Annotated in this window: 27 protein-coding genes and 1 pseudogene; 21 read left to right on the forward strand and 7 right to left on the reverse strand. The window is 54.7% G+C overall.

Annotation, left to right across the window (positions count from 1 at the left end; translation table 11 throughout):
• Positions 1–137: 137 nt before the first annotated feature.
• Positions 138–608, forward strand: a pseudogene (locus ETC00_RS17720) (IS3 family transposase); the annotation flags it as partial.
• Between the two features lie 115 nt (positions 609–723).
• Here ETC00_RS17720 and ETC00_RS17725 read toward each other — a convergent pair.
• Complete coding sequence (locus ETC00_RS17725) at positions 724–1791, reverse strand: NAD(P)/FAD-dependent oxidoreductase (RefSeq protein WP_171567454.1); 1068 nt, start codon at positions 1789–1791, stop codon at positions 724–726.
• A 227-nt stretch (positions 1792–2018) separates the two neighbouring features.
• On the opposite strand from ETC00_RS17725, the gene ETC00_RS17730 reads away from it, so the two are divergent.
• On the forward strand, positions 2019–2276 hold the full coding sequence (locus ETC00_RS17730) for a DUF1450 domain-containing protein (protein WP_171567455.1): 258 nt from the start codon (positions 2019–2021) through the stop codon (positions 2274–2276).
• Positions 2277–2478: 202 nt separating this feature from the next.
• Here ETC00_RS17730 and mqnE read toward each other — a convergent pair whose 3' ends face one another.
• A complete protein-coding gene (gene mqnE, locus ETC00_RS17735; RefSeq protein ID WP_171567456.1) occupies positions 2479–3582 on the reverse strand; it encodes an aminofutalosine synthase MqnE in 1104 nt (367 codons plus the stop codon).
• A 293-nt stretch (positions 3583–3875) separates the two neighbouring features.
• Here mqnE and ETC00_RS17740 point away from each other — a divergent pair, with 293 nt between their 5' ends.
• The 4 genes from ETC00_RS17740 to ETC00_RS17755 all read left to right on the forward strand — a co-directional run bounded on the left by ETC00_RS17740 (position 3876) and on the right by ETC00_RS17755 (position 5919).
• Entirely contained in the window at positions 3876–4097 is a 222-nt protein-coding gene (locus ETC00_RS17740; protein WP_171567457.1) for an aspartyl-phosphate phosphatase Spo0E family protein, read from the forward strand.
• A gap of 197 nt (positions 4098–4294) precedes the next feature.
• Positions 4295–4654: an iron-sulfur cluster insertion protein ErpA gene (gene erpA, locus ETC00_RS17745; protein ID WP_029098401.1), complete on the forward strand. Its 360-nt coding sequence runs from the start codon at positions 4295–4297 to the stop codon at positions 4652–4654.
• A 188-nt stretch (positions 4655–4842) separates the two neighbouring features.
• Positions 4843–5397: a GrpB family protein gene (locus ETC00_RS17750; RefSeq protein ID WP_171567458.1), complete on the forward strand. Its 555-nt coding sequence runs from the start codon at positions 4843–4845 to the stop codon at positions 5395–5397.
• A gap of 141 nt (positions 5398–5538) precedes the next feature.
• Complete coding sequence (locus ETC00_RS17755) at positions 5539–5919, forward strand: cupredoxin domain-containing protein (protein ID WP_171567459.1); 381 nt, start codon at positions 5539–5541, stop codon at positions 5917–5919.
• 98 nt (positions 5920–6017) lie between these two features.
• Here ETC00_RS17755 and ETC00_RS17760 read toward each other — a convergent pair whose 3' ends face one another.
• Entirely contained in the window at positions 6018–7079 is a 1062-nt protein-coding gene (locus ETC00_RS17760; protein ID WP_171567460.1) for a TolC family protein, read from the reverse strand.
• 188 nt (positions 7080–7267) lie between these two features.
• On the opposite strand from ETC00_RS17760, the gene ETC00_RS17765 reads away from it, so the two are divergent.
• Positions 7268–7687 carry a hypothetical protein gene (locus ETC00_RS17765; RefSeq protein ID WP_304415131.1) on the forward strand — a complete coding sequence of 140 codons (420 nt, stop codon included), beginning with the start codon at positions 7268–7270 and terminating at the stop codon, positions 7685–7687.
• A gap of 115 nt (positions 7688–7802) precedes the next feature.
• On the forward strand, positions 7803–8465 hold the full coding sequence (locus tag ETC00_RS17770) for a hypothetical protein (protein ID WP_216369568.1): 663 nt from the start codon (positions 7803–7805) through the stop codon (positions 8463–8465).
• Between the two features lie 168 nt (positions 8466–8633).
• Here ETC00_RS17770 and ETC00_RS17775 read toward each other — a convergent pair whose 3' ends face one another.
• Together ETC00_RS17775 and ETC00_RS17780 are read right to left on the reverse strand one after the other, a co-directional pair.
• Complete coding sequence (locus ETC00_RS17775) at positions 8634–8909, reverse strand: hypothetical protein (protein ID WP_171567461.1); 276 nt, start codon at positions 8907–8909, stop codon at positions 8634–8636.
• A 179-nt stretch (positions 8910–9088) separates the two neighbouring features.
• Complete coding sequence (locus ETC00_RS17780; RefSeq protein ID WP_171567462.1) at positions 9089–10099, reverse strand: NAD(P)/FAD-dependent oxidoreductase; 1011 nt, start codon at positions 10097–10099, stop codon at positions 9089–9091.
• Positions 10100–10433: 334 nt separating this feature from the next.
• Here ETC00_RS17780 and ETC00_RS17785 point away from each other — a divergent pair, with 334 nt between their 5' ends.
• The 5 genes from ETC00_RS17785 (at position 10434) to ETC00_RS17805 (ending at position 13691) form a co-directional block, all read left to right on the forward strand.
• Positions 10434–11624: an NAD(P)/FAD-dependent oxidoreductase gene (locus ETC00_RS17785; protein WP_171567463.1), complete on the forward strand. Its 1191-nt coding sequence runs from the start codon at positions 10434–10436 to the stop codon at positions 11622–11624.
• 9 nt (positions 11625–11633) lie between these two features.
• Positions 11634–11885 (forward strand): hypothetical protein, encoded by a 252-nt coding sequence (locus ETC00_RS17790; RefSeq protein ID WP_171567464.1) that lies wholly within the window; start codon positions 11634–11636, stop codon positions 11883–11885.
• A 263-nt stretch (positions 11886–12148) separates the two neighbouring features.
• A complete protein-coding gene (locus tag ETC00_RS17795) occupies positions 12149–12295 on the forward strand; it encodes a YuiA family protein (protein ID WP_171567465.1) in 147 nt (48 codons plus the stop codon).
• 350 nt (positions 12296–12645) lie between these two features.
• Positions 12646–12906 (forward strand): YuiB family protein, encoded by a 261-nt coding sequence (locus tag ETC00_RS17800; RefSeq protein WP_171567466.1) that lies wholly within the window; start codon positions 12646–12648, stop codon positions 12904–12906.
• A gap of 167 nt (positions 12907–13073) precedes the next feature.
• Positions 13074–13691 (forward strand): 3D domain-containing protein, encoded by a 618-nt coding sequence (locus ETC00_RS17805; RefSeq protein WP_171567467.1) that lies wholly within the window; start codon positions 13074–13076, stop codon positions 13689–13691.
• A gap of 87 nt (positions 13692–13778) precedes the next feature.
• On the opposite strand, the gene ETC00_RS17810 is transcribed toward ETC00_RS17805, so the two are convergent.
• Together ETC00_RS17810 and ETC00_RS17815 are read right to left on the reverse strand one after the other, a co-directional pair.
• The gene (locus ETC00_RS17810; protein ID WP_171567468.1) at positions 13779–14558 is read right to left on the reverse strand and encodes a cobalamin-binding protein; all 780 of its coding nucleotides are present in this window, start codon (positions 14556–14558) and stop codon (positions 13779–13781) included.
• 72 nt (positions 14559–14630) lie between these two features.
• Complete coding sequence (locus ETC00_RS17815) at positions 14631–15107, reverse strand: divergent PAP2 family protein (protein ID WP_171567469.1); 477 nt, start codon at positions 15105–15107, stop codon at positions 14631–14633.
• A 149-nt stretch (positions 15108–15256) separates the two neighbouring features.
• Between ETC00_RS17815 and ETC00_RS17820 the strand changes: the two genes are divergently transcribed.
• The 8 genes from ETC00_RS17820 to ETC00_RS17855 all read left to right on the forward strand — a co-directional run bounded on the left by ETC00_RS17820 (position 15257) and on the right by ETC00_RS17855 (position 22376).
• A complete protein-coding gene (locus ETC00_RS17820) occupies positions 15257–15628 on the forward strand; it encodes a DUF309 domain-containing protein (RefSeq protein ID WP_171567491.1) in 372 nt (123 codons plus the stop codon).
• 53 nt (positions 15629–15681) lie between these two features.
• Positions 15682–17190, forward strand: a complete 1509-nt coding sequence (locus ETC00_RS17825) for a leucyl aminopeptidase (RefSeq protein WP_171567470.1) — start codon at positions 15682–15684, stop codon at positions 17188–17190.
• Positions 17191–17205: 15 nt separating this feature from the next.
• Positions 17206–17634, forward strand: coding sequence for a CoA-binding protein (locus ETC00_RS17830; protein ID WP_171567471.1), 429 nt, complete (start codon positions 17206–17208; stop codon positions 17632–17634).
• Positions 17635–17872: 238 nt separating this feature from the next.
• A complete protein-coding gene (locus ETC00_RS17835) occupies positions 17873–18469 on the forward strand; it encodes a sulfite oxidase-like oxidoreductase (protein WP_171567472.1) in 597 nt (198 codons plus the stop codon).
• Between the two features lie 172 nt (positions 18470–18641).
• Positions 18642–18989 (forward strand): NYN domain-containing protein, encoded by a 348-nt coding sequence (locus ETC00_RS17840; protein ID WP_253264335.1) that lies wholly within the window; start codon positions 18642–18644, stop codon positions 18987–18989.
• An 826-nt stretch (positions 18990–19815) separates the two neighbouring features.
• Positions 19816–20640 carry a MetQ/NlpA family ABC transporter substrate-binding protein gene (locus ETC00_RS17845; RefSeq protein WP_171567474.1) on the forward strand — a complete coding sequence of 275 codons (825 nt, stop codon included), beginning with the start codon at positions 19816–19818 and terminating at the stop codon, positions 20638–20640.
• Between the two features lie 36 nt (positions 20641–20676).
• Positions 20677–21714, forward strand: coding sequence for a methionine ABC transporter ATP-binding protein (locus ETC00_RS17850; RefSeq protein WP_171567475.1), 1038 nt, complete (start codon positions 20677–20679; stop codon positions 21712–21714).
• A complete protein-coding gene (locus tag ETC00_RS17855) occupies positions 21714–22376 on the forward strand; it encodes a methionine ABC transporter permease (protein WP_171567476.1) in 663 nt (220 codons plus the stop codon). Before ETC00_RS17850 ends, ETC00_RS17855 begins: the two co-directional genes overlap by 1 nt.
• Positions 22377–22515: the final 139 nt, after the last annotated feature.

Genomic DNA, 22515 nt, shown 5'->3' on the forward strand with positions numbered 1-22515 from the left:
ATTTCGTGAATCATGTAAAACTCCCCATTCTTTATCATGATTCCTCTCTCCTCCAAGGAGAGAGTTTGCGATGAAAGTGGGGAATTTTCAACCGATTATATTGGGGATTTTAACGTTGATCTTCACAAAACCAGAAGTGGGTCACCGATGTTACCCAGTTTCGTGTAGGAGATCAACGTATCTTCTTATCAGCGATTAAAGACTTGTTTCACAACGAAATCGTGGCGCACCATGTGAGCTTACACAATGACAATGCCCTTGTCCTGGAGACGTTTCGGAAAGCATTTGAAAAGCATAAGGACGTGACTGGACTGATCGTACACAGCGATCAAGGCTCCCAGTACACGTCCCACGCATACCACGACATGCTGCAAAAGGTTGACGCCCGAATCAGCATGTCGCGAAGGGGCAATTGTTTAGACAATTCCCCTATGGAGAGTTTCTTCTCGCACTTAAAGGCAGAAGCTCTCTATCCTTATGATATTCGAAGTCTGGATGAAGCGCAAAGACGAATTGAGGAGTACATTCGTTTTTACAATGAAGAGCGTTTGCAAATCAAATTAAATAAGCTGACGCCAGTCGAGTACAGGCGTCAGCATGCGGCCTAACGGCCGGGGGTTTTTTAAGTGTCTACAAAATGGGGTCTTGACCAAGATACCGAAAGGCTTTTTGTTCATCTTGCTGCGCATTATCCGAGATGCTTTTTGTTCATCTTGCTGCGCATTATCCGAGATGCTTTTTGTACATCCACAGCACGCCGCTCTTCATCACGCGGGGCATTTGGCCGACCAGGGAGACTTTGCCCATCACGCCAAAGCCTTCCTTTTTGCCCAGCGAGCCGAGAAATCCCTTGTGCTTGATGTCCGGCAGGGAAGCGGGATATTCTTCGCCCTTGATGTCCTTTTTCAGCATCATGGCGATTTGTTCACCCTGCAGTTCCGCCGATTGGGCACTCGGGGCGATGGGCAGGCTGGCACAGTCGCCCACCACGTACACGTTGGGATATTCGGGGATTTGGTGATACTGGTTCAGCTTGGCACGGCCGATGTTGTCCTTCTCGATCGGCAGAGCGCGCACGATGCGGCTGGCCTGGATTCCGGCCGTCCAGACGGTGACGTCGGTTTCCACCGGCTCGTTGTGGTTGTAGACCACCCCCGGCTCGACGCGGGTCACGCTGGCCATGGAGACCAACTGCACATCGTGTTCAATAAACCACTGGGAGGCGTACTGCTGCAGTTTTTTCGGGAACGGGCTGAGAATGCTCGGACCGCGGTCCACAATGCGAATGTTCAGGTCCGGGCGGCTTTCCCGCAGTTCGGAGGCCAGCTCTACGCCGCTCAACCCTCCGCCGATGATCGTCACTGTACCGTACGGGCCCAGGTTGTTGATGGCTGTGTACGTGTTGCGGGTCGCGTTCATGGTTTGAATCGAGTGGGTATATTGTTCCGCTCCCGGGATATCATGATAACGGTCTTCACATCCGAGCGCGATAACCAGCCAGTCGTAGGCGAGGGTGTCGCCGTTTGCGAATGTGACGATCCGCTCGTCCATGTTTACGCCGGTTACCTCCCCGAATTTGATCGTCAAACGAGGATCGCTTGGAAACGGGACGCGCACGGCTTTTTCCGGTTCCGTTCCCGCCGCGAGGGCATAATACTCCGTTTTCAAGCCGTGAAACGGCATCCGGTCCACAAGTGTCACAAAGACATTGTTAGGTAAATCCGGGGACAGGACCCGCTCGATAATCCGCAGACCCCCGTACCCTCCGCCAAGGATCACAAGTCGTTTCATAGAAGGTCTAGTCCTTTCTTCAGTCCGTTATTTTACAGCACCCATTCTATTGTTAGTCTCTTTTGCGCAAATTGCAAGCAGAATCTTTTTCCCCGTCCATTCGCGGATAACTGCACCTGCCAAGGGGAAAACCAGTTGCCAACAGGACTTGGTTTGCTATGATAGGGGAAGGGTCTTACGGCCTCGATGGCGAGAACAGTCCATGTTGACGGCAGGTGAAAAAGTAGATGAAGCCATTAGTTGAATTTTGCGCGAGCAACGTCTCTTCCTATACAAAGCACGTGATGGAGGCGCTGGAACACGATCCCGAGCTGGATGTGGACGTGCTGGAGTACGGCTGCCTCGGCTATTGCGGCGAATGCTACATGCAGCCGTTTGCGCTGGTGAACGGCGAGCTGGTCCAGGCGGCTACCGCAGAGGAGCTGCTGGCGGCCATCAAAAAAAAGCTGCAGGAAGACAAAGAGGATGACGGATTCCCGTTTTAGCGACAGGGAGATGAAGAGGGCACGGCTGAATGATCGGCGTGCCCTTTTTTGTTGAATTCGAATGCAGACGAACCTGAACGTGATTGGCGAACCTTCCGGAACGACCATCCGAAGCGGGGCAATACAAAACAAGCTGACGCCCGTAAGAGAGGCGTCAGCTTGCAGTGAGGGATGACGGCATGTCGTGCCGCGCGGCTGGTTTTTAGTGTTCCTTGATGACGTTGTAGAACGTGTCCCGTTCCAGTGCGCGTTTGCCGGCTCCCTTGATCAGCCAGACCAGTTCGTCGACGGTGAGGGCTTGTTGGGTCAGCGCGCCGGCGGAGTGGCTGATGCGCTCTTCGATCAGCGTGCCGTGCACGTCGGACATGCCCATGGTCAGGGACACCTGCGTCAACTGCGTGCCGATGTTGATAAAGTACGCCTTGATATGCTGGAAGTTGTCCATCATCAGGCGGCTGATGGCCATCGTCTTCAGGTCGTCAATCGCCGAGTTGCGCCGCTTGATGCCGGCCGTTGCCTTGATCGGCTGCACCGCCAGCGGGATGAACACCAAAAAGCCGTTGGTCTCGTCCTGCAGTTCGCGCAGGCGGATCATGTGGATCAGGCGCTCCTCCAGCGTCTCGATGGAGCCGTACAGCATCGTGGTGTGGGTCTTCAGGCCAAGCTGATGAGCCGTGCGGTGCACTTCAAGGTACATGTCCGTGCTGGCCTTTTCCGGGCTCATCTTCATGCGGTACCGCTCCGTCAGGATTTCCGCGCCGCCCCCGGTCAGGGTTTCCAGGCCCGCTTTCATCAGTTCCTGCAGCACTTCCTTGATGGACAGGCCGGAGAGGCGGGAAAAGAATTCAATCTCTGCGCCGGTATACGCTTTGATCGTCACGTGCGGGTACGCCTTTTTCAGGGTGCGGATCGTGTCTACGTAATAGTCAAACGGCACATGCGGATTGTGGCCGCCGACGATGTGGAACTCGCGGATGCCTTCGCGATACCGCGTGCCGACGTAGTGGAGCAGTTCGTCCATGCTCATCGTGTATGCGCCGTCTTCCCCGAGATCTCGACGGAAACCGCAGAACCTGCAGTGCGCCTCACAAACGTTGGTCGGGTTGATGTACATGTTTTGAATAAAATAGACGTTATTCCCGTTTTTTCGCTGATTGACCAGGTTGGCCAGTTGGCCGATGGTCAGCAGATCGTTTGAGTTGAACAGCGTCAGGCCGTCTTCCAGTGTAAGCCGCTCGCCGCGAATGACTTTTTCCGACACACCGGCCAGCGCTGGGTCTTGGATGGTTAACGTATCAAGCGCCATCCGAACACTTCCCTTCTCAGATTTCGTCCGGTCCGTTGCCCTGATGCGAATGATCAGGGCAGATCCGTCAATCGTTCACAAAAGCATCTATATTATAAACCTCTTGGGAAGGTGGAACAATATCAGAAGTTTAGCAACGCACGTACTGTAAAATTTTTGCAAATTTCACCAAAAACCCTGCATATTCTTGGTTATATAAGGAAATTTTGATTGCCTTATGGCTGTGGTTCCTGTAAAATGGAAGTGGAACGAAGGCTTGTACGCCTTATCCATCTTGAGGAGGAGCTTCAGCAATGCGAGATATGGTACTAGAAAAAATCGAACTCCTTCGACAGGATATGGTGAAAATGGGGTTAGAGTTTGGGTTGGATCATCCTGATGTTCTGGCATACAGTAAGCAGATTGATCAACTTCACAACGAACTAAACCAATTGGATCATAGTCTGTCTAAGGTAGTGAAGAAGTCAAAACCGTATCGCGTTTTCTTGTTGGAAAACAAAGCGCATTTTGCATAAAGGGGGGCATCCCTCTTTTTTTGTTTCGCTGCGTGTTGCAGGGGGAAGGGGCAGGCGCCCGAAGTGCAGGGCAGCCTTGAGAAAACGCGGCTTCCTTTTGTATACTGAAAGCAGAAAGCGGCACCCTGTTATCAGGAACACGGCGTTTGCGTGGTGCAAGCATGGAATGGAAACCGCCGGTAAAGGAGGGTAACGAGATGATTACATTGACGGAACAAGCCAGTCGGAAGGTAAAGGAGATGCTGGCTGCGGAAAACAATCCCAACCTGTTCCTGCGCGTAGGCGTCCGTCCGGGCGGTTGCAGCGGCTTTACCTATGGAATGGGCTGGGATCAGGAAATGAAGGAAGGTGACCACACCTTCGAACAGGATGGCATCAAGATTGTTGTCGACAAGGACAGCTATCTATACATTGAAGGTACGCGAATCGACTACAAGGAATCGCTGATGGGCGGCGGGTTCTCCATCGACAACCCCAATGCGGTCGCCTCCTGCGGCTGCGGCGCGTCGTTCCGAACGGCGCTGGCCGAGGGCAAGCCGGAGAAGTGTGACGAGTAAGACGCCAGACGAGAGGACGCTACCCTCGTGGGCATTGCATGACGGTCATGCGATGCCGCGAGGGTTTCTCTTTTTGCCGGGGAATCTTGACCTTGCTGTCCGTTGAGATACATAGCGGATCGTGCCCTGTTTACCCGCTAAAAGGAGTTTGGGCAGGGGAAGAGGAAAGAGAAGCGGGAGGCGATTTGATGCGAACCGTGGAGGTTGTGGCGTACGACGACCGCTGGCCGGAGCTGTTTCGGGAGGAAGCGGCGAAGATCAGGGAGGCCCTGGGCGGTGCCGTACGGGATATTCATCACATCGGCAGTACGTCGGTGCCAGGCATGGCGGCCAAACCGATTATCGACATCCTGGTGGAGGTGGACCGAATCGAGAACGTGGATGCCCGCAGCAGCCGCATGGAGTCATTGGGCTACGAAGCGCGCGGCGAAAACGGCATCCCTGGGCGGCGTTACTTCTGCAAAGGTGGCGACAAGCGGACTCATCATGTCCATGTCTTTCAACAGGGCAGCGGCGAGGTGATCCGCCTTCTGGCGTTTCGCGAGTATCTGACGGCCCATCCGGCGGAAGCGGCGGCCTACCGTGGCCTGAAACTGCGTTTGGCGGAGCGGTGTTCCGCCGATGTTGCTGCGTATGTCGCCGGCAAAGACGCGTTTGTCAAGGAACTGCAACAGCGAGCGTTGAGCTGGTGGAGCACCCGCAGGGACAGCGAGAAGTACGGCAGCGATCAGAAGCGCGGGTAGGGCATCGTCCGCTGGTCGGCGTTCACCAATCGTTCGCCGGTTCGTCAAGATTCGTTCACAGGTTGGCAGATTCTGGACTGGCTTCGTTCGTTACAATGAAATTGTAGAACGTAAAGACATTGCATGAAAGAAGGGTGTCTTATGAAAAAAATGTGGGGTTTCATGATCTCGGCAGCAGTCCTGTCCGTCATGTTGGCAGGCTGCGGCGGCGACAAACAGGAAGCGTCTCAAGGAAACAGCCAACCTGCGGCAGCGGAGGCCAGCACGGCGATCAACATTGAGGCGAGCAACTGGAAGTTCAATCAGGATACATTTGAAGTAAAAGCGGGTGAACCGTTTACGATTAACTTCAAGTCGACCGAAGGGTTCCATGGCATCGGCATTGAAGGGCTGGACGTGGACATCCAGAACGAGGGCAGCAAGACGCTGACCGTCGACAAGCCGGGCGAGTACAAAATCTTCTGCAACGTCCTCTGCGGTCCCGATCACGGCAAAATGCTGGCCACACTTGTGGTAAAATAAACGATACGGAAAACAAACCTATAGAAGTGCAGCAGCACGAAAAAGCGTGGCGAACGGAACGTGTGTACACGTTCTTGACCGCCACGCTTTTGTTTGACTTAAAATCCGATGGAATGCTGCAAAGTGGCTACCGCAACGTTGTATTGGTGTGTGGTATCGATGCGTTCGGCAATGCTGTCCAGCCATTTTTCTTTCCGATTGGCCAGTTCAGATGCGGATGCTGTTTTGTTCAGGTAGTCCATGTAGGTTTGACGGTAGCGTTCTTCTGCCGCTTTTTGGCTTGCGATGCTTTCCTCCAAGGCTTGTTTCGCCTGAACCACTTTCTCGTAGTTGGCTGTGATTTCCGCGTCTGCTTTCCGTTGGGCCGATTGCAGCAGCAGCTCGTACTTTTTCAGCTCAATTTGCGCAATGCGCCCCGGGTATGTGCTAAGGGCGGCGTACTCGCGGATGTAGTTTACCTTGGCTTGGTAAAAAGCGACTTCAGCAGACGCCTTCACCAGATCGGGCCGCTTTTGATGGGCGATTTTTTTGTATTCCTCGATCGGGAGCAGTTGGAAGGTGGAATAATCCACGGCTGCCAGATTCCACGCCTGGTCGCTTTTTTCGTTCATCAGTTGGTTCAGTTTGGCAAGCGCCTCGCGATACGTTTCTTCCAGTTCGCGGAGTGTTTTCTGAGCGTCGCTGTTGTCACCGTACTTCGCGTCGGCGTATTTCTTTTGCAGGTCGGCCTTCTCTTTCGCTGCCAGTACCTCATAATACGCCTTGTGTACATTGAGGCGGGCATCGTTTTCCTTTATCCTCCAGTTGGATTCTGCGACCTTGTAATCCCTGATGGCGTCGGCTTCCGTCTCAAATTTTGATTTGGCACTGCTCAAGGTTCTGACGGATTCGACTTTTGTGTTTCTCGTACCCATAAGGGCCTGGAGTGTCGTGTAATAAGCGGATTCACTGTCAAGTTTGAGCAGATTCAGGTCCATGCTGCTGGAAATAGCCTTATCGATCGCCTGCTCAAGTGTGAGGTTGGAAATTTCTGACGGAGCCGCAGCAGCAGTTTCGGCTGCATCCGTATCGGCAGGAGCGGCGAGGACGGGTGTTGCACTTGTGAGAAGCGCGGCAATCAAGGTCGTGCTGGTAAGTGGTTTGAGCAAATGGAACTTCATGATGGATGAGCCTCCTTAAAAAATGGGAATAACGCATTTATGATAACGATTATCATTATCACCAACGAGGTCAGTATAAGATGTCTTCATGTGCGGCGTCAAGGCAAAAAATGCTGCAGAATTACAATTTTTTTAGATTGCGAGATACATATTTTCCCTCTGCCCCGCGCATGATAGAAAGGGAATGCGTGCATGCAATCTCCACAGGCTCCGCTTACGGCAGGGCCGAGTTTGATGCAAAGGAGTTGATGGCCCTGGAAAGAAAACGGTATTACATCACGCTGCAGTCGGGTACGACCGTGGCCGAGATCCGCGACGTCAAAGGCGATTCCACCTACGACTTTGAGATCGAGGCGACCGAGGTGGAAGCGGGGATGCTGCGCGACCTGTTCAATCACTGCGCGCACGGGGACTTCATGATGTGGATGCACGGTCATACCTTGTGGAGCGACATGCCGGATCGGGACAACGACGAATACGACGACAACCTGCGCGAGATTTACCGCATGATTTACCGGCTGGGTACGCCGAAAACCCGGAACGATCTCCAACAGATGGGATTGGTGGAGAGGCTGGGGTTGGACAGGGACGGGCTGCGGCCGCTTTAGCCATGATTTCGCGCCGCTTGTCCACAGTCGCTAGCCAATCGCTGCTTGCGCAGGCTGTCACCCGCAGCCGGGAAGCACTACGACCAGATCGGTACGCGAAAAGGAGTGATGAAAGATGAAACGTTGGCAAAAACACTTGTTGGCGACAGCACTCGTGACGGGTCTGGCGATTCCGGCCGGCGTATCCGCAGCCGACATCCAGGCGCGGCCGGCGGCAACGCTCATCCCCGGCGGAGAGGTCGGCGGGGATCACGAGCATCACGAGCATCACTTTGAACACTACAAGCATAAATGGCGCTGCGGGTTGCACCTGAATGCGCACCGTCAGATGTACCTGACCCTGCTGGCCGAGAAGTACACACCGGACCGCGTGGACGAGTGGAAAGCCGCTTTTGCCGAACGGGAACGCCTGATGACACAGCTGAAGGCATCGCGGGAGCAAAACGGCAAGGACGCAGACAAACAAACGTTGCGGGCAGAATGGAAAGCGCTGAAAGAAAAACTGCACGAGCAGGTGAAAAATGGCCAAATCACCCGCGAGCAGATGAAGCAGCAGTTGAAGGAATGGCGCGTCAAGAACTTTGGCGAGCACGATGCAAAAGACGCGGAAGCCATGCGCACCGTGAGAGAGCAGTTTAAACAGACCCACGAGGCGTTTGACGCCGCGATCCAATCCGGTGACGCCGCGAAGATCAAGGAAGTGCTGCCGAAGCTGTTGGACGAGGTAAAAACGGTTAACCAGCACCTCGCCAAAAAGCTGGAAGAAACGAAAAACTAGCGGGCTGGTTTTCCGGTTCGTTTTCCGGTTCAATTGGAACCAAAAAAAGGACGTGTCCCGGTGCGCGTCCTTTTTTCGTGGAACGGGTCTGCGTGTTCGTGTTGGTCAACACGGATGGTGGCGTCTGCTTTACCGCCAGGAGATTCACCTGCACCGCTTAAAAAAGGTCTAGGGGGACTGGTCATGCAGCGCTTGAGCGCTCCACTCCTCGATGACCGACAGATGCTCCTGCCGGCAGGCGGGACACCAGCCCACATGCAGACAGTGGTGGTGGAGCCGATCGGGAAAGCCGTTGCTCAGCTTGGCGTCGTCGATCTCCCGGTACGGGCTGTAATCGCCGTAGTAGTCATACAGCCGTCCGGCATCGTCCAACGGGCGGCCGCAGCGGGGGCACGTCTCCTGGTAGGGCGCGAGGCCATTGCAGATAGGGCAGAGGTGGCCCATGGCCAGTTGAATCCCTCCTCTCTTGTGGTGTGGTTCTTTCCCTACTGTGCGCCGGGGCCGCATCCCCTATGCAGACCGGCTGGCGCAGCCAGCACAGGCCGTCCCGCGCAGAAGGATGGATGACAAAAAAGCCCTGTCCAGCCGAAGATGACAGCTGACAGGGCGCTTTTGGCCATGGATTACGATTTGAAATTGTCCATGCTGGAGGAGTGGCCGGGCTGCAGTTTCGCATCCGGATTGATGTAGGCGACCGCGTTGTTTACAGCGGTAGGCGCTTCGCCGAAGCCGACGGCGATCAGTTTGACCTTGCCCGGATAGGTGGCGATGTCGCCGGCCGCGTAGATTCCCGGGATGTTGGTCTCCATGCGGGAGTTGACGAGGATGGCTCCCTTTTCCAGTTCCAGTCCCCAGTTCTTGATCGGTCCCAACGAAGAGATGAAGCCAAAGTTGACGATGACGGCGTCCACTTCCAGCTCGCGTTCTTCCTTGGTGACGTTGTTGACGATTGTGAGCCGTTCAATGCGTTCGTCGCCGTGCAGGGCGGCGATTTCATACGGCGTGGTGACTTTGACGCTGGAGGACATCAGCATTTCGACACTGTGTTCGTGAGCGCGGAACTTGTCGCGGCGGTGGATGAGGGTGACTTCCTTGGCAATCGGTTCGAGCATCAGCGCCCAGTCCACGGCGGAGTCTCCGCCGCCGACGACTGCGACGCGCTGTCCCTTGAAGGAGTTCAGATCGGTGACGAAATAGTGCAGGTTGGCATTTTCGTACTTGGCTGCGTCAGGATGTTCCAGTTTGCGGGGCTCAAACGCGCCCACGCCGGCGGTAATGATGACCGCCCGCGAGTAGTGAATGCCTTTGTCGGTGGTAATTTCAAAAATGTCATTCGGTTTCTTCTCGACGTTTTCCACCTTTTCCTCCAGGCAGACAGTCGGTTGAAACCGGGAGAGTTGTTCTTTCAGATTGTTGATCAGGTCTTGGGCAAGCACTTTCGGAAACCCGGCCACATCGTATATGTATTTCTCCGGGTACAGAGCAGAAAGCTGTCCGCCAAGCTGCGGCATGCTTTCGATGATCTTCACGCTAACTTGTCGCATCCCGCCGTAAAATGCGGTAAACAAACCGGCAGGTCCGCCGCCGATAATGGTAATGTCATACACCTGCTCGTCCTTTTGCAGAAGATTCAATCTCAAGCACCTCCGAAATATTCTGAAAGCATCTTTTCCTATTATAACCATACCTGTAAACGAAAAAAAGAAGGGAAAAAAGTGGGATAGGTCAGAAATCACTTGAAAATCTTGTCGACTCCTTTTAATATGAGTGTGAATGTAACGAATTTGACAAAATTTTTTGTTTCCTGGATTGTGCATTTTTTCACAGATTGGGGCAGCAGATCTGACAGGGCAATTATTCCGTTCATACTGGAGCAGCCGCATAGGGCATCTTAAGAGTATCCAATCACGTGAAATTTCGCACAAACTTCCAGGAAATGACTATCACCACACGAATGGAAGGGATACCATGAGCACACCCAAAATTCTCATCCTCGGCGCCGGGTACGGAGGCCTGCTGACCACGCTGAAGCTGCAGAAAAAGCTGAATTACAACGAAGCGGAAATCACGCTGGTCAACAAGCACAATTACCACTACATCACCACCTGGCTGCACGAGCCGGCTGCTGGCACCGCCTCTGCTGACCACGCCCGCGTCAACCTGGATCAGATCATCGACATGAACAAGGTGAACTTTGTAAAAGGCACCGTTCAGTCCATCCAGCCGGAAGAACAAACTGTCACCCTGGAAAGCGGTGAAGTGCTCAGCTACGACTACCTGGTGATTGGTCTGGGCAGCGAACCGGAAACGTTCGGCATCCAGGGCTTGAAAGAACACGCGTTCAGCATCCGCAGCATCAACGCTGTGCGCCAGATCCGCGAGCACATCGAGTACATGTTCGCCAAGTACAAAAACGAGCCGGAGCGCACCGATTACCTCACCTTTGTGGTGGGCGGCGCAGGCTTCACCGGCATCGAGTTCTGCGGCGAGCTGGCCGACCGCGTTCCGGAGTTGTGCCAAGAGTTTGACGTCGATCCGGACCTGGTCAAAATCTACTGCATCGAAGCGGCACCGACCGCCCTGCCTGGCTTTGATCCGGAATTGGTCAACTACGCGATGGACGTCCTGAGCCGCAAAGGCATCGAATTCAAGATCGGCACGCCGATCAAGGAATGCACCGAAAATGGCGTCCTGCTGGCGAACGGCGAAGAGATCAAGTCGAAAACCGTCGTCTGGGCGGCGGGTGTGCGCGGCAACAGCATCGTGGAGAAATCCGGCTTTGAAGTTATGCGCGGCCGCGTGAAGGTTGACGAGTACCTGCGCGCGCCGGGTTACGAAAACGTGTTTGTGGTCGGCGACTGCGCGCTGATCTTTAACGCTGAGGGTCGTCCTTATCCGCCGACCGCCCAGATCGCTGTCCAGGAAGGTGAATGCTTGGGCGACAACCTGGCGGCCCTGATTCGCGGTGAAGTGATGCAGCCGTTCGTTCCTGCGCTGCAGGGTACCCTCGCATCGCTCGGCAAAGGCGAAGGCATCGGAATGGTCGGTTCGAAAAAGCTGTTCGGCAGCACCGCCGCCCTGATGAAGAAGGCGAGCGACCTCCGCTACCTGTGGAAGATCGGCGGAGTCGGCCTGGCCATGAAAAAAGTGCGGTTGTAAGAGGCAGCCATGCGTCACGCCAGTGTTCAGGTCAGAGGACTGCTGACGAGGGATGAACTGGAGCGCTACAACGCGCTGATGGAAGTAGGCGCCTATCTGGAGGAACAGGGCCGCTACGATCTGTCCAAGCACGTGCAGCGCGAAGTCGACATCCTGATCCTGCCCGCGATTGAGCGTCTGAAAGAAAAAGGGCGGGAGCGGGACAGGGAAAACCTCCGTTACATGATCGACAACGGACTGCTCGACGCAGACGACGAGTAGCGCGAAAACAAGAGCGAAGAAACGCGGGCAGTGTAAAATGCGGGGCAGACGTGCACGCTGCCACGCCCGCGCTATCCATCTTCACGCATTTGTGAGAATGAGCAAGAAAAACCGGGATGCAGCCGCTTACATCCCGGTTTTTTTCTGTTTTCCGAGTGATTTTCCCGTTGTCGAGGCTGCGAATTCTCTGCTATAGTAAGACACATCAAAAAAATCAGAAAATACAATTTATTTCCCGAATGGATGGGAAAGGAGAGATCACCATGAGAAGCGAACAAGAACAATGCCCGTACTGCAAGGGACAGGGGTATTTCCAACTGCTGCTGGGCGGCACTGAGAACTGTCCGGGCTGTGACGGCACCGGGACTTTGTCCGCACCGATGCCGACCGCTTCTGCCGTCAAGGCATAGCTGAGCCGACCAAAGTCGGCTCTCAGCATGCAGACAAAGTCCGAGGTGCATGGGAGATCGGGCCCGCTCGCTCGCTTGACGCCCAGCATAGAAAAGGAGCGCCACCTCTAAATGGGCTGCGTAGCGATGCGGCTTTGGCGATCCCCCGCAATCGATGCGGAGCGTGCAGTTTGTGCTTCCCTGTTGGGCGAGCACGGGCCGCGCCGAACGCGAGCGTTAGAGCCGACCATAGTGGTTCCGCCGCTTTTCCAATTGACCTCATCCTGCGATTGGGCTACACTAAAAAACGGAAACGGACGTGTTTGAGATGAAATCCCGATACGTCAGAAGGCTGGAGGATTGAACGGTCAATGGATTTGCTGCAATTTATGGTGTCAATTGTGCTGTTTGCCGTGCTCGGCTTTGGCATCGGCTTTATCATAAACATGATATTGCGGACGACCTGGCTGCCTGTGGTGCTCGTCGGCGGCGTAGTGGTCGGGGCGTTGGTGTACAAAAAAATCGTTCCCGGCCCCTGGGACGCGATCATTCTGGGATGCGGCATGGCGGGAACCGTGCTCAGCGGTTGGACGATTCAAACGCTGCGCAAAAAAGGATATCGTATGTTTTAACCGTTGGTTTGGCGGGCCTGTTGCGGGCCTGCCTTTTTTGATGCGTCTCCTGCACAGGCCGGCTGATTGTGCCGCAAGATGCAGAATATTTTTGTAATCAGGTCATTTTGTGTATAGTTTCCTTCTCTTCGGGACAAGACTAGTACCGAGAGGAGGTTTATATCAGAATGATTGGTAAGCGATTGGTGAGTATGATCGTCCTGGGCGTTACCGTACTGACCGGATTCGCGACCGACGGATTGGGGTACAATGTGATGGCAGACCATTCTGTTAAGACAGTGTTCGGCGTCTCGGAGATGAGAGATGGCCGGCAGGTCGTCAAGAAACGGACGGTTTCCACCAGCTCCTTCACCCCGATGACCGACAAGAACGAACTGATGCTGGAGCAGTATCCCAAGGTGCGCGTCGTGGCGACCGGGTATTACGCCGGGTATGAGTCGACGGGCAAACACCCGTCCCATCCGTCTTACGGGATTACGTACTCGGGCGTAAGGGTTCGCCGGGATGAATACTCCACCATTGCCGCCGACCTGCGCGTGTTTCCGCTGGGAACGGTCCTCTACATACCCGGTTACGGTTACGGCGTAGTTGCGGACAAAGGCGGGGCCATTCGCGGCCACAAGATCGACCTCTATTTTGAGACAAAACAGGATGTGTACAAGCAGTGGGGCAAAAAAGCCCTGGACGTGTACGTCATCCGCCGCGGCGACGGCAAGGTGACGGAAGCGATGATGACCCAACTCAACGAAAAAGGAATCGCGGCAATGGCCGACCCCATCAACTGACTGCAGCGGGTTGGAAACACAAAAAGGATTTGCCCCGGAGTGAGCCGGCGGCAAATCCTTTGCTTGTGTACAGGAGAAATCAAACGGTCAGGTGCGATCGTCCGGGTACAGTAGTTTGACCAGGTGTTCCAATCCGTTGAGAATACGGGGGGACGGGCGGCAATAGAGTCCTTCTTCCAGCAGATGGACGTGCCCATGGCGGATGGCGTCCATCTCTCCCCACCCGGGCCGATCGGTGATCATTGCCGGTTTGATTCGGCGCAGCTCGATGCCGCACCAGACGACGCAGACGTGATCAGGATTCCGCTCCCGCACCATGTCAGGGGTTGCTTTGACATTGGCACAGGGAAAGTCGGCGAACACATTGACGCCCCCGACAATTTCGCTTACATCGGTCAGCCAGTTGTCCCGTCCTGGGGTGTAGATTGGATTGGGCCACCATTCCCAATACAGCTTCGGCCGGGTGCTCTGCTTCGCTGCCGTCTGACGGATTATTTCCACTCTTTCGGCAAATTGCTGCGCCAGCCGTTCGGCGGCTTGTATCGTACCGGTGGCTTCGCCCACCAGCAGGATGTCGCGGGGAATGTCGGCGATCCGCGACGGATTCAGCACGATGTGGGGAATCCGACGAGCCGCCAGTTCCTCCACGTTTTTTTCCATACCGGGAACGCTGAGCGAGGCGACAACCAGATCGGGCTGCAGCGCCTCCACTTTCTGCATGTCAATTGACAAGTCGGGGCCGACGCGCGGCAGGTGCTGCCATTCATCTGGCCAGTCGGAGTGGTCGTCCAGACCGACCACCTGATCGCCCAGTCCCAGGTAATAGAGGATTTCCGTATTGCTCGGACAAATGGAAACGATGCGCATGCTCTCCCTCCCCGAAACGTCGCTGTCCGGCTCCGTTTCCGGTGCGGGACAACTCTGTCCGTCTCTTTTCGTCTACAGCAGCCGATGCGTAATCAGCGCGACCATGACACCCAGCCATCCGCCGACGAATACCTCGATCGGCTGGTGGCCGAGCAGTTCTTTCAGCTTTTGGGCCTTTTCCTGCTTGGGACGCACCTTAAAGGTCTTCATCCCCTCCAGCAGATGGTTGAATTCGTCTACCAGCTTGTTCAGCACGACAGCCTGCATGCCGGCATGGCGGCGGACGCCGGCCGCGTCAAACATGACGATGACCCCGATAATCGCGGAGATGGCGAACATGCTGCTGCTGAACCCTTCCCGGATGCCCACGGCCGTCGAAAGGGCAGTTACTGCGGACGAATGAGAACTGGGCATGCCGCCCGTGCTGAACATCAGCGACCACTGCCAGGTCCGGGTGGCGATGTAGTGAAGCGGGATTTTGATCAATTGGGCAATTCCTATGGCAATCAGAGCCGCCCATAACGGAAAGTTGTCAAGTATTGCTGCCATAGAAAGATCCATTCCTTTCTGATCTGATGCGTCTGCGTATGTATATTGTAACAGAACAGCGTTTCGGGCATCCGTAAAGTTTTCGTCAGGATTTCGAGACCGGGCAAACTGTGTTACGATGGAAAGCGGAAGGACGGTGGCGGTTGACCATGCGATACCCCGAGCAGTACATACGGTTTATCGAGAAGTTCAACGCCGGAGAGTACTACGAATGCCACGACCTGCTTGAGGAAATCTGGATGGAAGACAAAGCGAACAAGTTTCTCCAGGGTTTGCTGCAAATGGCGGTCGGACTGTACCACTTTTCCAGCGGCAACGTCAAGGGTGCGCGACTGATGCTGGCCAATGCCCGCAAATATCTGGCCAGGTATGGTCCGCGCCACTGGGATCTCGATGTCGACGCAATTCTCCGGTTTCTCGACGACTGCATGGACGCACTGCCGCAGGCGGACGTCATTCCGTATACGGAAGCGAAAGCCATTCCGTTTCCTTCCCTCCATCTGAGTCTGGATAGGCCCTAAGGCATTCATGTGCCCGTAGCTTTATCCTATCACAGAGAAAGAAGGAAAGGTATATGAACGTCACTGTGGAAAAACGGAGCGCATGGTGGACCGTTGCGTGCGATGAGCTGGTGCTCCCGCTGTGGAAAGAGGAAGAACTGGCGCAGGTGTATCCGGAATTGGATCAACGGTTTGCAGGCGGGTTGGCCGCGCTACAGCAGGACAAGGAAATCAGCGGAGAGGCCAAGTCGGTGGCTGTCGTTCACACGATGGGCCGGCTTCAGGCCAAAAAGTTGATTGTCATCGGCATGGGTGACCGGGAGAAGGCGGACTTCGTCTCGATCCGTGCTGCCTGGGGGCGTGCTGCCAAGACGGTCGGCGGCAAAGGCAGCGGCAAAACCGTGGCCGTGGATCTGCGCGGCGGACGGGAGTTGTCGACCAGCCGCTTCGCACAGGCGGTGACAGAGGCGTTTTGCCTGGCGTCGTATCACTACGAAGGCTATCGGCAAAAGCCGAAGCGGGAGGCGGAGCCGCTCGGGACGGTGAAGCTGCTCGTCGGCAGCGACGAGGAAGCGGCCAGCGCCATGCTGGGCGTGATGCGCGGCGAAGCGCTGGCGCAGGGGACCAACCTGGCGCGGACACTGGTCAACGAACCGGGCAATTACCTGACGCCGCGCGCCCTGAAAGACGCAGCGGTGGCTGTGGCCAAACGCTTCGGTATGGCGTACGAGGTGCTGACAAAAGATAAGCTGGAGGAAATGGGCATGGGCGGCCTGCTTGCCGTTGCCAAGGGCAGCGTCGAGGAGCCGTATGTCGTCGTGGTGAAATACCAGGGAACAGAGACCTGGGAAGACGTGATCGGCCTGATCGGCAAAGGCGTCACGTTTGATACGGGCGGTATTTCCATCAAGCCGGTTGCCGGTATGGAAGCCATGAAGTCCGACATGGGCGGCGCGGCAGCGGTGATCGGGGCGTTGGAAGCGCTGGGACAGATCAAACCCCGGGCGAACGTGCTCGCGGTCATCGGCTGCGTGGAAAACATGCCATCGGGAACAGCCTTCAAGCCGGGCGACGTGATTACCACGATGAGCGGCAAGACCGTGGAAATCATCACGACCGACGCCGAGGGACGGATGGTCCTGGCCGATTGCATCACCTACGCCAGAAAGCAGGGTGTCTCCTGCCTGGTGGATGCCGCCACCCTGACCGGAGGGGCCGTCGTCGCTCTGGGCCACTACTGCTCCGCCGCGCTGACCAACGACGAGGCGCTCGTCAGCGAACTCCTGTCCGCAGCCGCACAGGCCGGGGAACGCCTCTGGCAGCTGCCGCTGTTTGAGGAGTATTGCGAATTGAACAAAAGCCGCTATGCCGACCTGAAAAACTCGGGCGGCCGTTACGGCCACTGCATCATCGGCGGCGCCTTTTTGCGGGAATTCGCGGAGGATACCCCGTGGGTCCACCTGGACATTGCCGGCACGGCGTACACCAGCAGCGCGAAAGACATGCAGCCGGCGGGCGGTACGGGCGTCATGGTCCGTACGCTTGCCCAGTTTGTGATGAATCGCAATCAATCCAATGCGTAAAGGAGTTGGTAAACCATGTTTCAAAATCCGAGTGACGAACGCCGCCGCCAATTGCTGGAGGAAGCGAAAACCATCGCGGTGGTCGGCCTTTCCAACAAGCCTGAGCGCACCAGCCACATGGTCGCCGCTGCCATGCAAAACGCCGGTTATCGCATCATTCCGGTAAACCCGACGATTGCCGGCGAGACAGTCCTGGGGGAAAAAGCGGTCGCTTCCCTGAGCGAGATCGACGAGCCCGTGGACATCGTCAACGTATTTCGCCGCAGTGAAGACGTGCCGCCGGTCGCCGAAGAAGCGGTCAAACTGAAACCCAAAGCCCTCTGGCTGCAGCAGGGGATCGTCAATGAAGAGGCGGCCGCGCTGGCGAAACAGCACGGCATCGAGGTCATCATGGACCTGTGCATCAAGGTGGATCACGCCCTCCTGCGCGTGGGGAAAAAATAAACCGGCGGACGCCGCCGTCCGTCAGCGGACGGCAGGCGGATTTGTCCCGCATTGCGAAGGACGCCCCCTGCACATTGGCGGGGGTGTTTTTCTTGCAGTGATCTGCAGGATATGGTAAGAAGGTGGTATACCTCAATGAGTCGGTTCCGTATGGCCGGCCGCTCTCCGCATATACTACACGGGACGGCATTGTGCCCGGGAATCGATCACGCCTGTCGGAACAAAGGAGTGAAGCCCCATGGTTACCAACAAGCCCCTGGAAAGCAGGCATGACCGCGTGCCCCCCAATCAGAAAGTGACGACCGGCTTTCCCGTCCTGCACTACGGCGATGTACCGGAGTACACCGATTTGGCAACCCAGTGGAGCTTTCGCATTTTCGGCCTGGTCGAGCAGGAAGTGACGCTTACCTATGAGCAGATCATGGCCCTGCCCAAAACCCAGGTGACCAACGACATTCACTGCGTCACCGGCTGGAGCAAGCTGGACAACGTCTGGGAAGGCATTCCCGTGGAAGAAATCGTGAAGCTGGTCAAGGTGAAGCCGGAGGCCAAATACGTGATGCTGCACGCCGAATTTGGCTGGACGGCCAACATGCCGCTGGACGATTTCCTCAGGCCGGGCAACCTGTTTGCCTACAAGCACAACGGACAGGACCTCACCCCGGAACACGGATGGCCGCTCCGCTTCGTCATCCCGCACCTGTACTTCTGGAAAAGCGCCAAATGGGTGCGCGGCGTCGAGTTTTTGGAAAAAGACAAGCAGGGATTCTGGGAGAAGAACGGCTATCACATGTACGGCGACCCGTGGAAAGAGCAGCGGTTTGCGTGGGATTAAAGTAGGTCAAGAGTAGACAGCGGGAAAGGGCAACCTTTCCCGCTATTTCATTATGGGGAGATAGCAACTTGCAGAGAAGAGCGGCAGTTTACCTTACCAATCCGCCGAGCCGACACCTGAGGAAAAACAAAAGTTTTCATCTGCGGAGAGATTTCTCAGAAGATTGAGTAGATTGAATAGTTTTACCGTTCGGAAGGGTAAATTGCAATACAGAGGAAAAACGGATGACGGAAAACCTTTGTTTGAACAAAAAAGAGTTGATGTTGCTTTAGCTACTGATTTAGTGATGCATGGTACGAAAAGATTAATAACTCACGCAATCTTGATCACAGGGGATAGTGATTTTATCCCCGCAGTAGAGATAGCTCAATCAGAAGGAGTACATATCACGTTATTTTATGGAAACGGAGAAAATTCAATGCCCCATGATGAACTGATGGACGCTGTAGATTCCAGACACATGATCACACAGGAAATGATTGATAAATGGAAAAGGGAGGAAAGGTCAGAAACGATATAATCACAAGGTGGGTTATTGATTGAAGTGCAGGTGGTCAGACCAATTACCATAATTTATGCATGAATTTGTCCGCTTGGCCATCCGATAAACATGGTGAAGAGGCAATTCCTCGACAAATGTTCTTGGGAATAAATTTGAGGCAGTCAAATTGTGCAGGAGACTGCCTCCTTTTTTTCGCAAAAGCACCAAATGAGGAGATACTTCACTTAGCTACCATGATTTATATAAGGAAATTATTATATTGATCAATTATAATGACATCGTTCACGTACTACTTCTCCGATCATCTAAAGACTAGATGGTCGGAGCTTTTTATCAAACAACCGCCTGCTCCAGGTTCGTCCGCTTCGTGCATGGAACGGCATGGACGATTTCAAGCTCCGGAAGCATGGCAGAAGACGTAGATCATTTGTTTTCGATGAACGATAAGGCAATGTGACAATCTCTAATTATACACCGTCATAGCGAGTATCTCAATTCACCGCTGTTGAGTCAGCCAAACATATTTGCTCCAGCTGACCCCCGATTTGCTGTCCCCCAGCATGATCCTCAAATCTCTCCCGGTTTTTGTCCGCATTCACGATCCTGCACATCATTTCTTCGCACATTCAGGTTCCACTTCCTTCGGCACGTATTTGACAAATCATCTGCATCGTTGACATTCGTGCTTGATATGTTCGCAATTCTCTGATTATTGGTGGTCATTGACAGACATTGGGAGACACGCTATAATCCAACTAATCATATCGGAATTATAAACACAAAGATATGATGTTCACTTATGCAAAAATCATCGTGTGATCGGAGAAAAGGAGAGAAACACAACATGAAAAAAACGCGTTTGTTGATGATCATGCTGCTCGTGATCGGCACGCTGCTTTCCGCTTGCGGAGGTAACTCGTCGGACGATTCGGCCGCATCTGCTGGGGAGAAAACGTCGATCAAGGTGGGTGTGACGGCCGGCCCGCACGAAGAAATCATGAACAAGGTAAAAGAAGTGGCCGCGAAAGAAGGATTGGACATCGAAGTCGTCGTGTTCAACGACTACGTTCTTCCCAATCAGGCGTTGGATAAAGGAAACATTGATGTAAACAGCTTTCAAACCATTCCGTTTTTAGAGAAATTTAATGAAGATCACAAAACGCAGATCGTCGAGCTTGGCAAAACCGTTACCTTCCCGATGGGGATTTACTCCACCAAGTACAAGAAGGTAGAAGACATCCCGGAAGGCGGCACGGTCGGCATCCAAAACGACCCGACCAACAGGGCGCGCGCTTTGCTGCTTTATCAGGCGGCGGGATTGATCAAGCTGAAAGACGGCGTCGGCGACAAAGCAACGCCGCAGGACATCATCGAAAATCCGAAAAAACTGGTCTTTAAAGAACTGGAGGCGGCCCTGCTCGCCCGGACGCTGAAGAGCCTGGATGCGGCAAGCATCAACACCAACTTTGCCATGGAAGCAGGGTACAACCCGAAAAAAGACGCGATTTTTGCCGAAGGTGCGGACTCCCCGTACGTCAACGTTATCGCAGTCAACGCAAAGGACAAGGACAACCCGCTCTATCAAAAACTGGTCACGCTCTATCGGTCGGAAGAAGTCAAGAAGTTCATCGAAGAAGAGTTTTCCGGATCGGTGCTCCCTTCTTGGTAAGGAGGGGAGCGTCCCAACAGGGAGGAGCATGGGCAGATGATACAGCTGACGAATATTCACAAGACATACAAGGTTGGCAGCAAACAGGTAGACGCATTAAAGGGCGTAACGCTCCACGTCAACAAAGGAGAAATATTTGGCGTGATCGGATTCAGCGGAGCAGGGAAGAGCACCCTGCTGCGAACGATCAACCTGCTGGAAAAGCCGACAAGCGGATCGGTTGTGGTCAACGGGCAGGACATGCTGAAGCTGTCCGAAAAGGAACTGCGCCAGGCCCGCAAAAAGATTGGCGTCATTTTTCAGCATTTTAACCTGCTGTCGTCGTACAACGTGTTTGACAACGTGGCCGAAATTCTCAGGATGAATCGGGTGCCGAAAGAGCAGATTCGTAAAAAAGTGGAGGAACTTTTGCGCCTGGTAGGTTTGGAAGACAAGGCAAACGCCTACCCCTCCCAATTGTCGGGCGGGCAGAAACAGCGGGTGGGGATCGCCCGGGCGCTGGCCATGGACCCGGAAATCCTGCTATGCGACGAGGCGACCTCGGCGCTTGACCCGCAAACCACAGAGTCGATTCTTGACCTGCTGTTGGACATCAACCAAAAGTTTGGCCTGACGATTGTGCTGATCACCCACGAGATGCAGGTCATTAAAAAAATCTGCGACCGCGTCGCGATTATGGAAAACGGGGTCATCATCGAGCAGGGAACGGTACTGGATGTCTTCAGCAATCCACAGCAGCCGACGACGGGCAACTTTATCAAGACGGTTTTTGATGACAAGGTCCCGAAAGAGATGCTGGCCAAAATCAAGAACGCCGGTCCCAGCGCGTACATCCTGCGCGTCGCGTTCCGCGGCGATGCGGCGCTCGATCCTGTGTTGGGAACGCTTGCCTCCCGCTATCCGGTCAAAACAAACCTGCTGTACGGATCGATCAGCTCGATAAAAGGTACCGCGCTCGGCATTCTGCTGCTGCATATTTCCGGTGAAGACAAGGCGGTGCAGGAGGGAATTGCGTATCTGCGCCAGTCCGTGTACCGGGTGGATGTCGTATCACAAGCGGAGGTGGGGGTATAATGGATCGACTGGTGGAACTGCTGCCGTTGTTTTACCAATCGTTTGAAGAAACGGTGATCATGGTCGGGGTCTCCCTGTTCATCGCCACGCTCTTGGGCATCCCGCTGGGCGTGCTGCTGGTCATTACCCGTCCGGATCACCTTGCCCCCAACAAATGGGTCTACCACAGTCTCAACGTCATCATTAACGTGATTCGTTCGCTTCCCTTCATCATTTTGATGGTGGCGATCATTCCATTCACAGAGTTTGTCGTCGGCACCTCCATCGGTGTCGAGGGCGCGATCGTGCCGCTTATCGTGTACACCACGCCGTATATCGCCCGCCTGATGGAAACGGCACTGCTCGAAGTGGACCGGGGCGTAATCGAGGCGTATCAGGCGATGGGCGCGTCCCGCTCGCAAATCATTTTTCGCATCATGATTCGCGAAGCCCGACCGGGCATCGTCTTGTGCCTGACCATCGCGACCATCGGCCTGATCGGGGCGACGGCGATGGCGGGAGCGGTCGGCGCGGGCGGCCTGGGCGATTTGGCGCTGCGCTACGGCTATCAGCAGTGGGACATTGAAGTGATGATCATGACGGTGATCATTCTGATCTGCCTGGTGCAGGCAATCCAATCGCTCGGCAACTGGGCAGCCAAAAAACTGAAGAAAACCGCGTAAGCCAACTGCTGGCTTTTGGCACACATCTCCACCCGCGTCAATGACTGGCGCGGGTCTTTTCATTTGGCGAAAAAGGCTGTGGCTGCCAGGTCCAGAGAGCAGACCGTGTAGCCATCGCCGTTTCAAATCTGAATCAAAA

The sequence above is a fragment of the Brevibacillus sp. MCWH genome (assembly GCF_013096935.1).
GTDB lineage: Bacteria > Bacillota > Bacilli > Brevibacillales > Brevibacillaceae > Brevibacillus > Brevibacillus aydinogluensis.

Excerpts from the sequence above, each read along its gene's own strand:
- ETC00_RS17820 (WP_171567491.1), top strand. The coding sequence starts at position 15,257 with ATGCGATACCCCGAGCAGTACATACGGTTTATCGAGAAGTTCAACGCC.
- ETC00_RS17760 (WP_171567460.1), bottom strand. The coding sequence starts at position 7,079 with ATGAAGTTCCATTTGCTCAAACCACTTACCAGCACGACCTTGATTGCC.
- ETC00_RS17855 (WP_171567476.1), top strand. The coding sequence starts at position 21,714 with ATGGATCGACTGGTGGAACTGCTGCCGTTGTTTTACCAATCGTTTGAA.
- ETC00_RS17775 (WP_171567461.1), bottom strand. The coding sequence starts at position 8,909 with ATGGGCCACCTCTGCCCTATCTGCAATGGCCTCGCGCCCTACCAGGAG.
- ETC00_RS17810 (WP_171567468.1), bottom strand. The coding sequence starts at position 14,558 with ATGCGCATCGTTTCCATTTGTCCGAGCAATACGGAAATCCTCTATTAC.
- ETC00_RS17770 (WP_216369568.1), top strand. The coding sequence starts at position 7,803 with ATGAAACGTTGGCAAAAACACTTGTTGGCGACAGCACTCGTGACGGGT.
- ETC00_RS17815 (WP_171567469.1), bottom strand. The coding sequence starts at position 15,107 with ATGGCAGCAATACTTGACAACTTTCCGTTATGGGCGGCTCTGATTGCC.
- ETC00_RS17845 (WP_171567474.1), top strand. The coding sequence starts at position 19,816 with ATGAAAAAAACGCGTTTGTTGATGATCATGCTGCTCGTGATCGGCACG.
- ETC00_RS17825 (WP_171567470.1), top strand. The coding sequence starts at position 15,682 with ATGAACGTCACTGTGGAAAAACGGAGCGCATGGTGGACCGTTGCGTGC.
- ETC00_RS17750 (WP_171567458.1), top strand. The coding sequence starts at position 4,843 with ATGCGAACCGTGGAGGTTGTGGCGTACGACGACCGCTGGCCGGAGCTG.
- ETC00_RS17730 (WP_171567455.1), top strand. The coding sequence starts at position 2,019 with ATGAAGCCATTAGTTGAATTTTGCGCGAGCAACGTCTCTTCCTATACA.
- ETC00_RS17725 (WP_171567454.1), bottom strand. The coding sequence starts at position 1,791 with ATGAAACGACTTGTGATCCTTGGCGGAGGGTACGGGGGTCTGCGGATT.
- mqnE (WP_171567456.1), bottom strand. The coding sequence starts at position 3,582 with ATGGCGCTTGATACGTTAACCATCCAAGACCCAGCGCTGGCCGGTGTG.
- ETC00_RS17805 (WP_171567467.1), top strand. The coding sequence starts at position 13,074 with ATGATTGGTAAGCGATTGGTGAGTATGATCGTCCTGGGCGTTACCGTA.
- ETC00_RS17795 (WP_171567465.1), top strand. The coding sequence starts at position 12,149 with ATGAGAAGCGAACAAGAACAATGCCCGTACTGCAAGGGACAGGGGTAT.
- ETC00_RS17740 (WP_171567457.1), top strand. The coding sequence starts at position 3,876 with ATGCGAGATATGGTACTAGAAAAAATCGAACTCCTTCGACAGGATATG.
- ETC00_RS17850 (WP_171567475.1), top strand. The coding sequence starts at position 20,677 with ATGATACAGCTGACGAATATTCACAAGACATACAAGGTTGGCAGCAAA.
- ETC00_RS17830 (WP_171567471.1), top strand. The coding sequence starts at position 17,206 with ATGTTTCAAAATCCGAGTGACGAACGCCGCCGCCAATTGCTGGAGGAA.
- ETC00_RS17785 (WP_171567463.1), top strand. The coding sequence starts at position 10,434 with ATGAGCACACCCAAAATTCTCATCCTCGGCGCCGGGTACGGAGGCCTG.
- ETC00_RS17755 (WP_171567459.1), top strand. The coding sequence starts at position 5,539 with ATGAAAAAAATGTGGGGTTTCATGATCTCGGCAGCAGTCCTGTCCGTC.
- ETC00_RS17790 (WP_171567464.1), top strand. The coding sequence starts at position 11,634 with ATGCGTCACGCCAGTGTTCAGGTCAGAGGACTGCTGACGAGGGATGAA.
- erpA (WP_029098401.1), top strand. The coding sequence starts at position 4,295 with ATGATTACATTGACGGAACAAGCCAGTCGGAAGGTAAAGGAGATGCTG.
- ETC00_RS17835 (WP_171567472.1), top strand. The coding sequence starts at position 17,873 with ATGGTTACCAACAAGCCCCTGGAAAGCAGGCATGACCGCGTGCCCCCC.
- ETC00_RS17800 (WP_171567466.1), top strand. The coding sequence starts at position 12,646 with ATGGATTTGCTGCAATTTATGGTGTCAATTGTGCTGTTTGCCGTGCTC.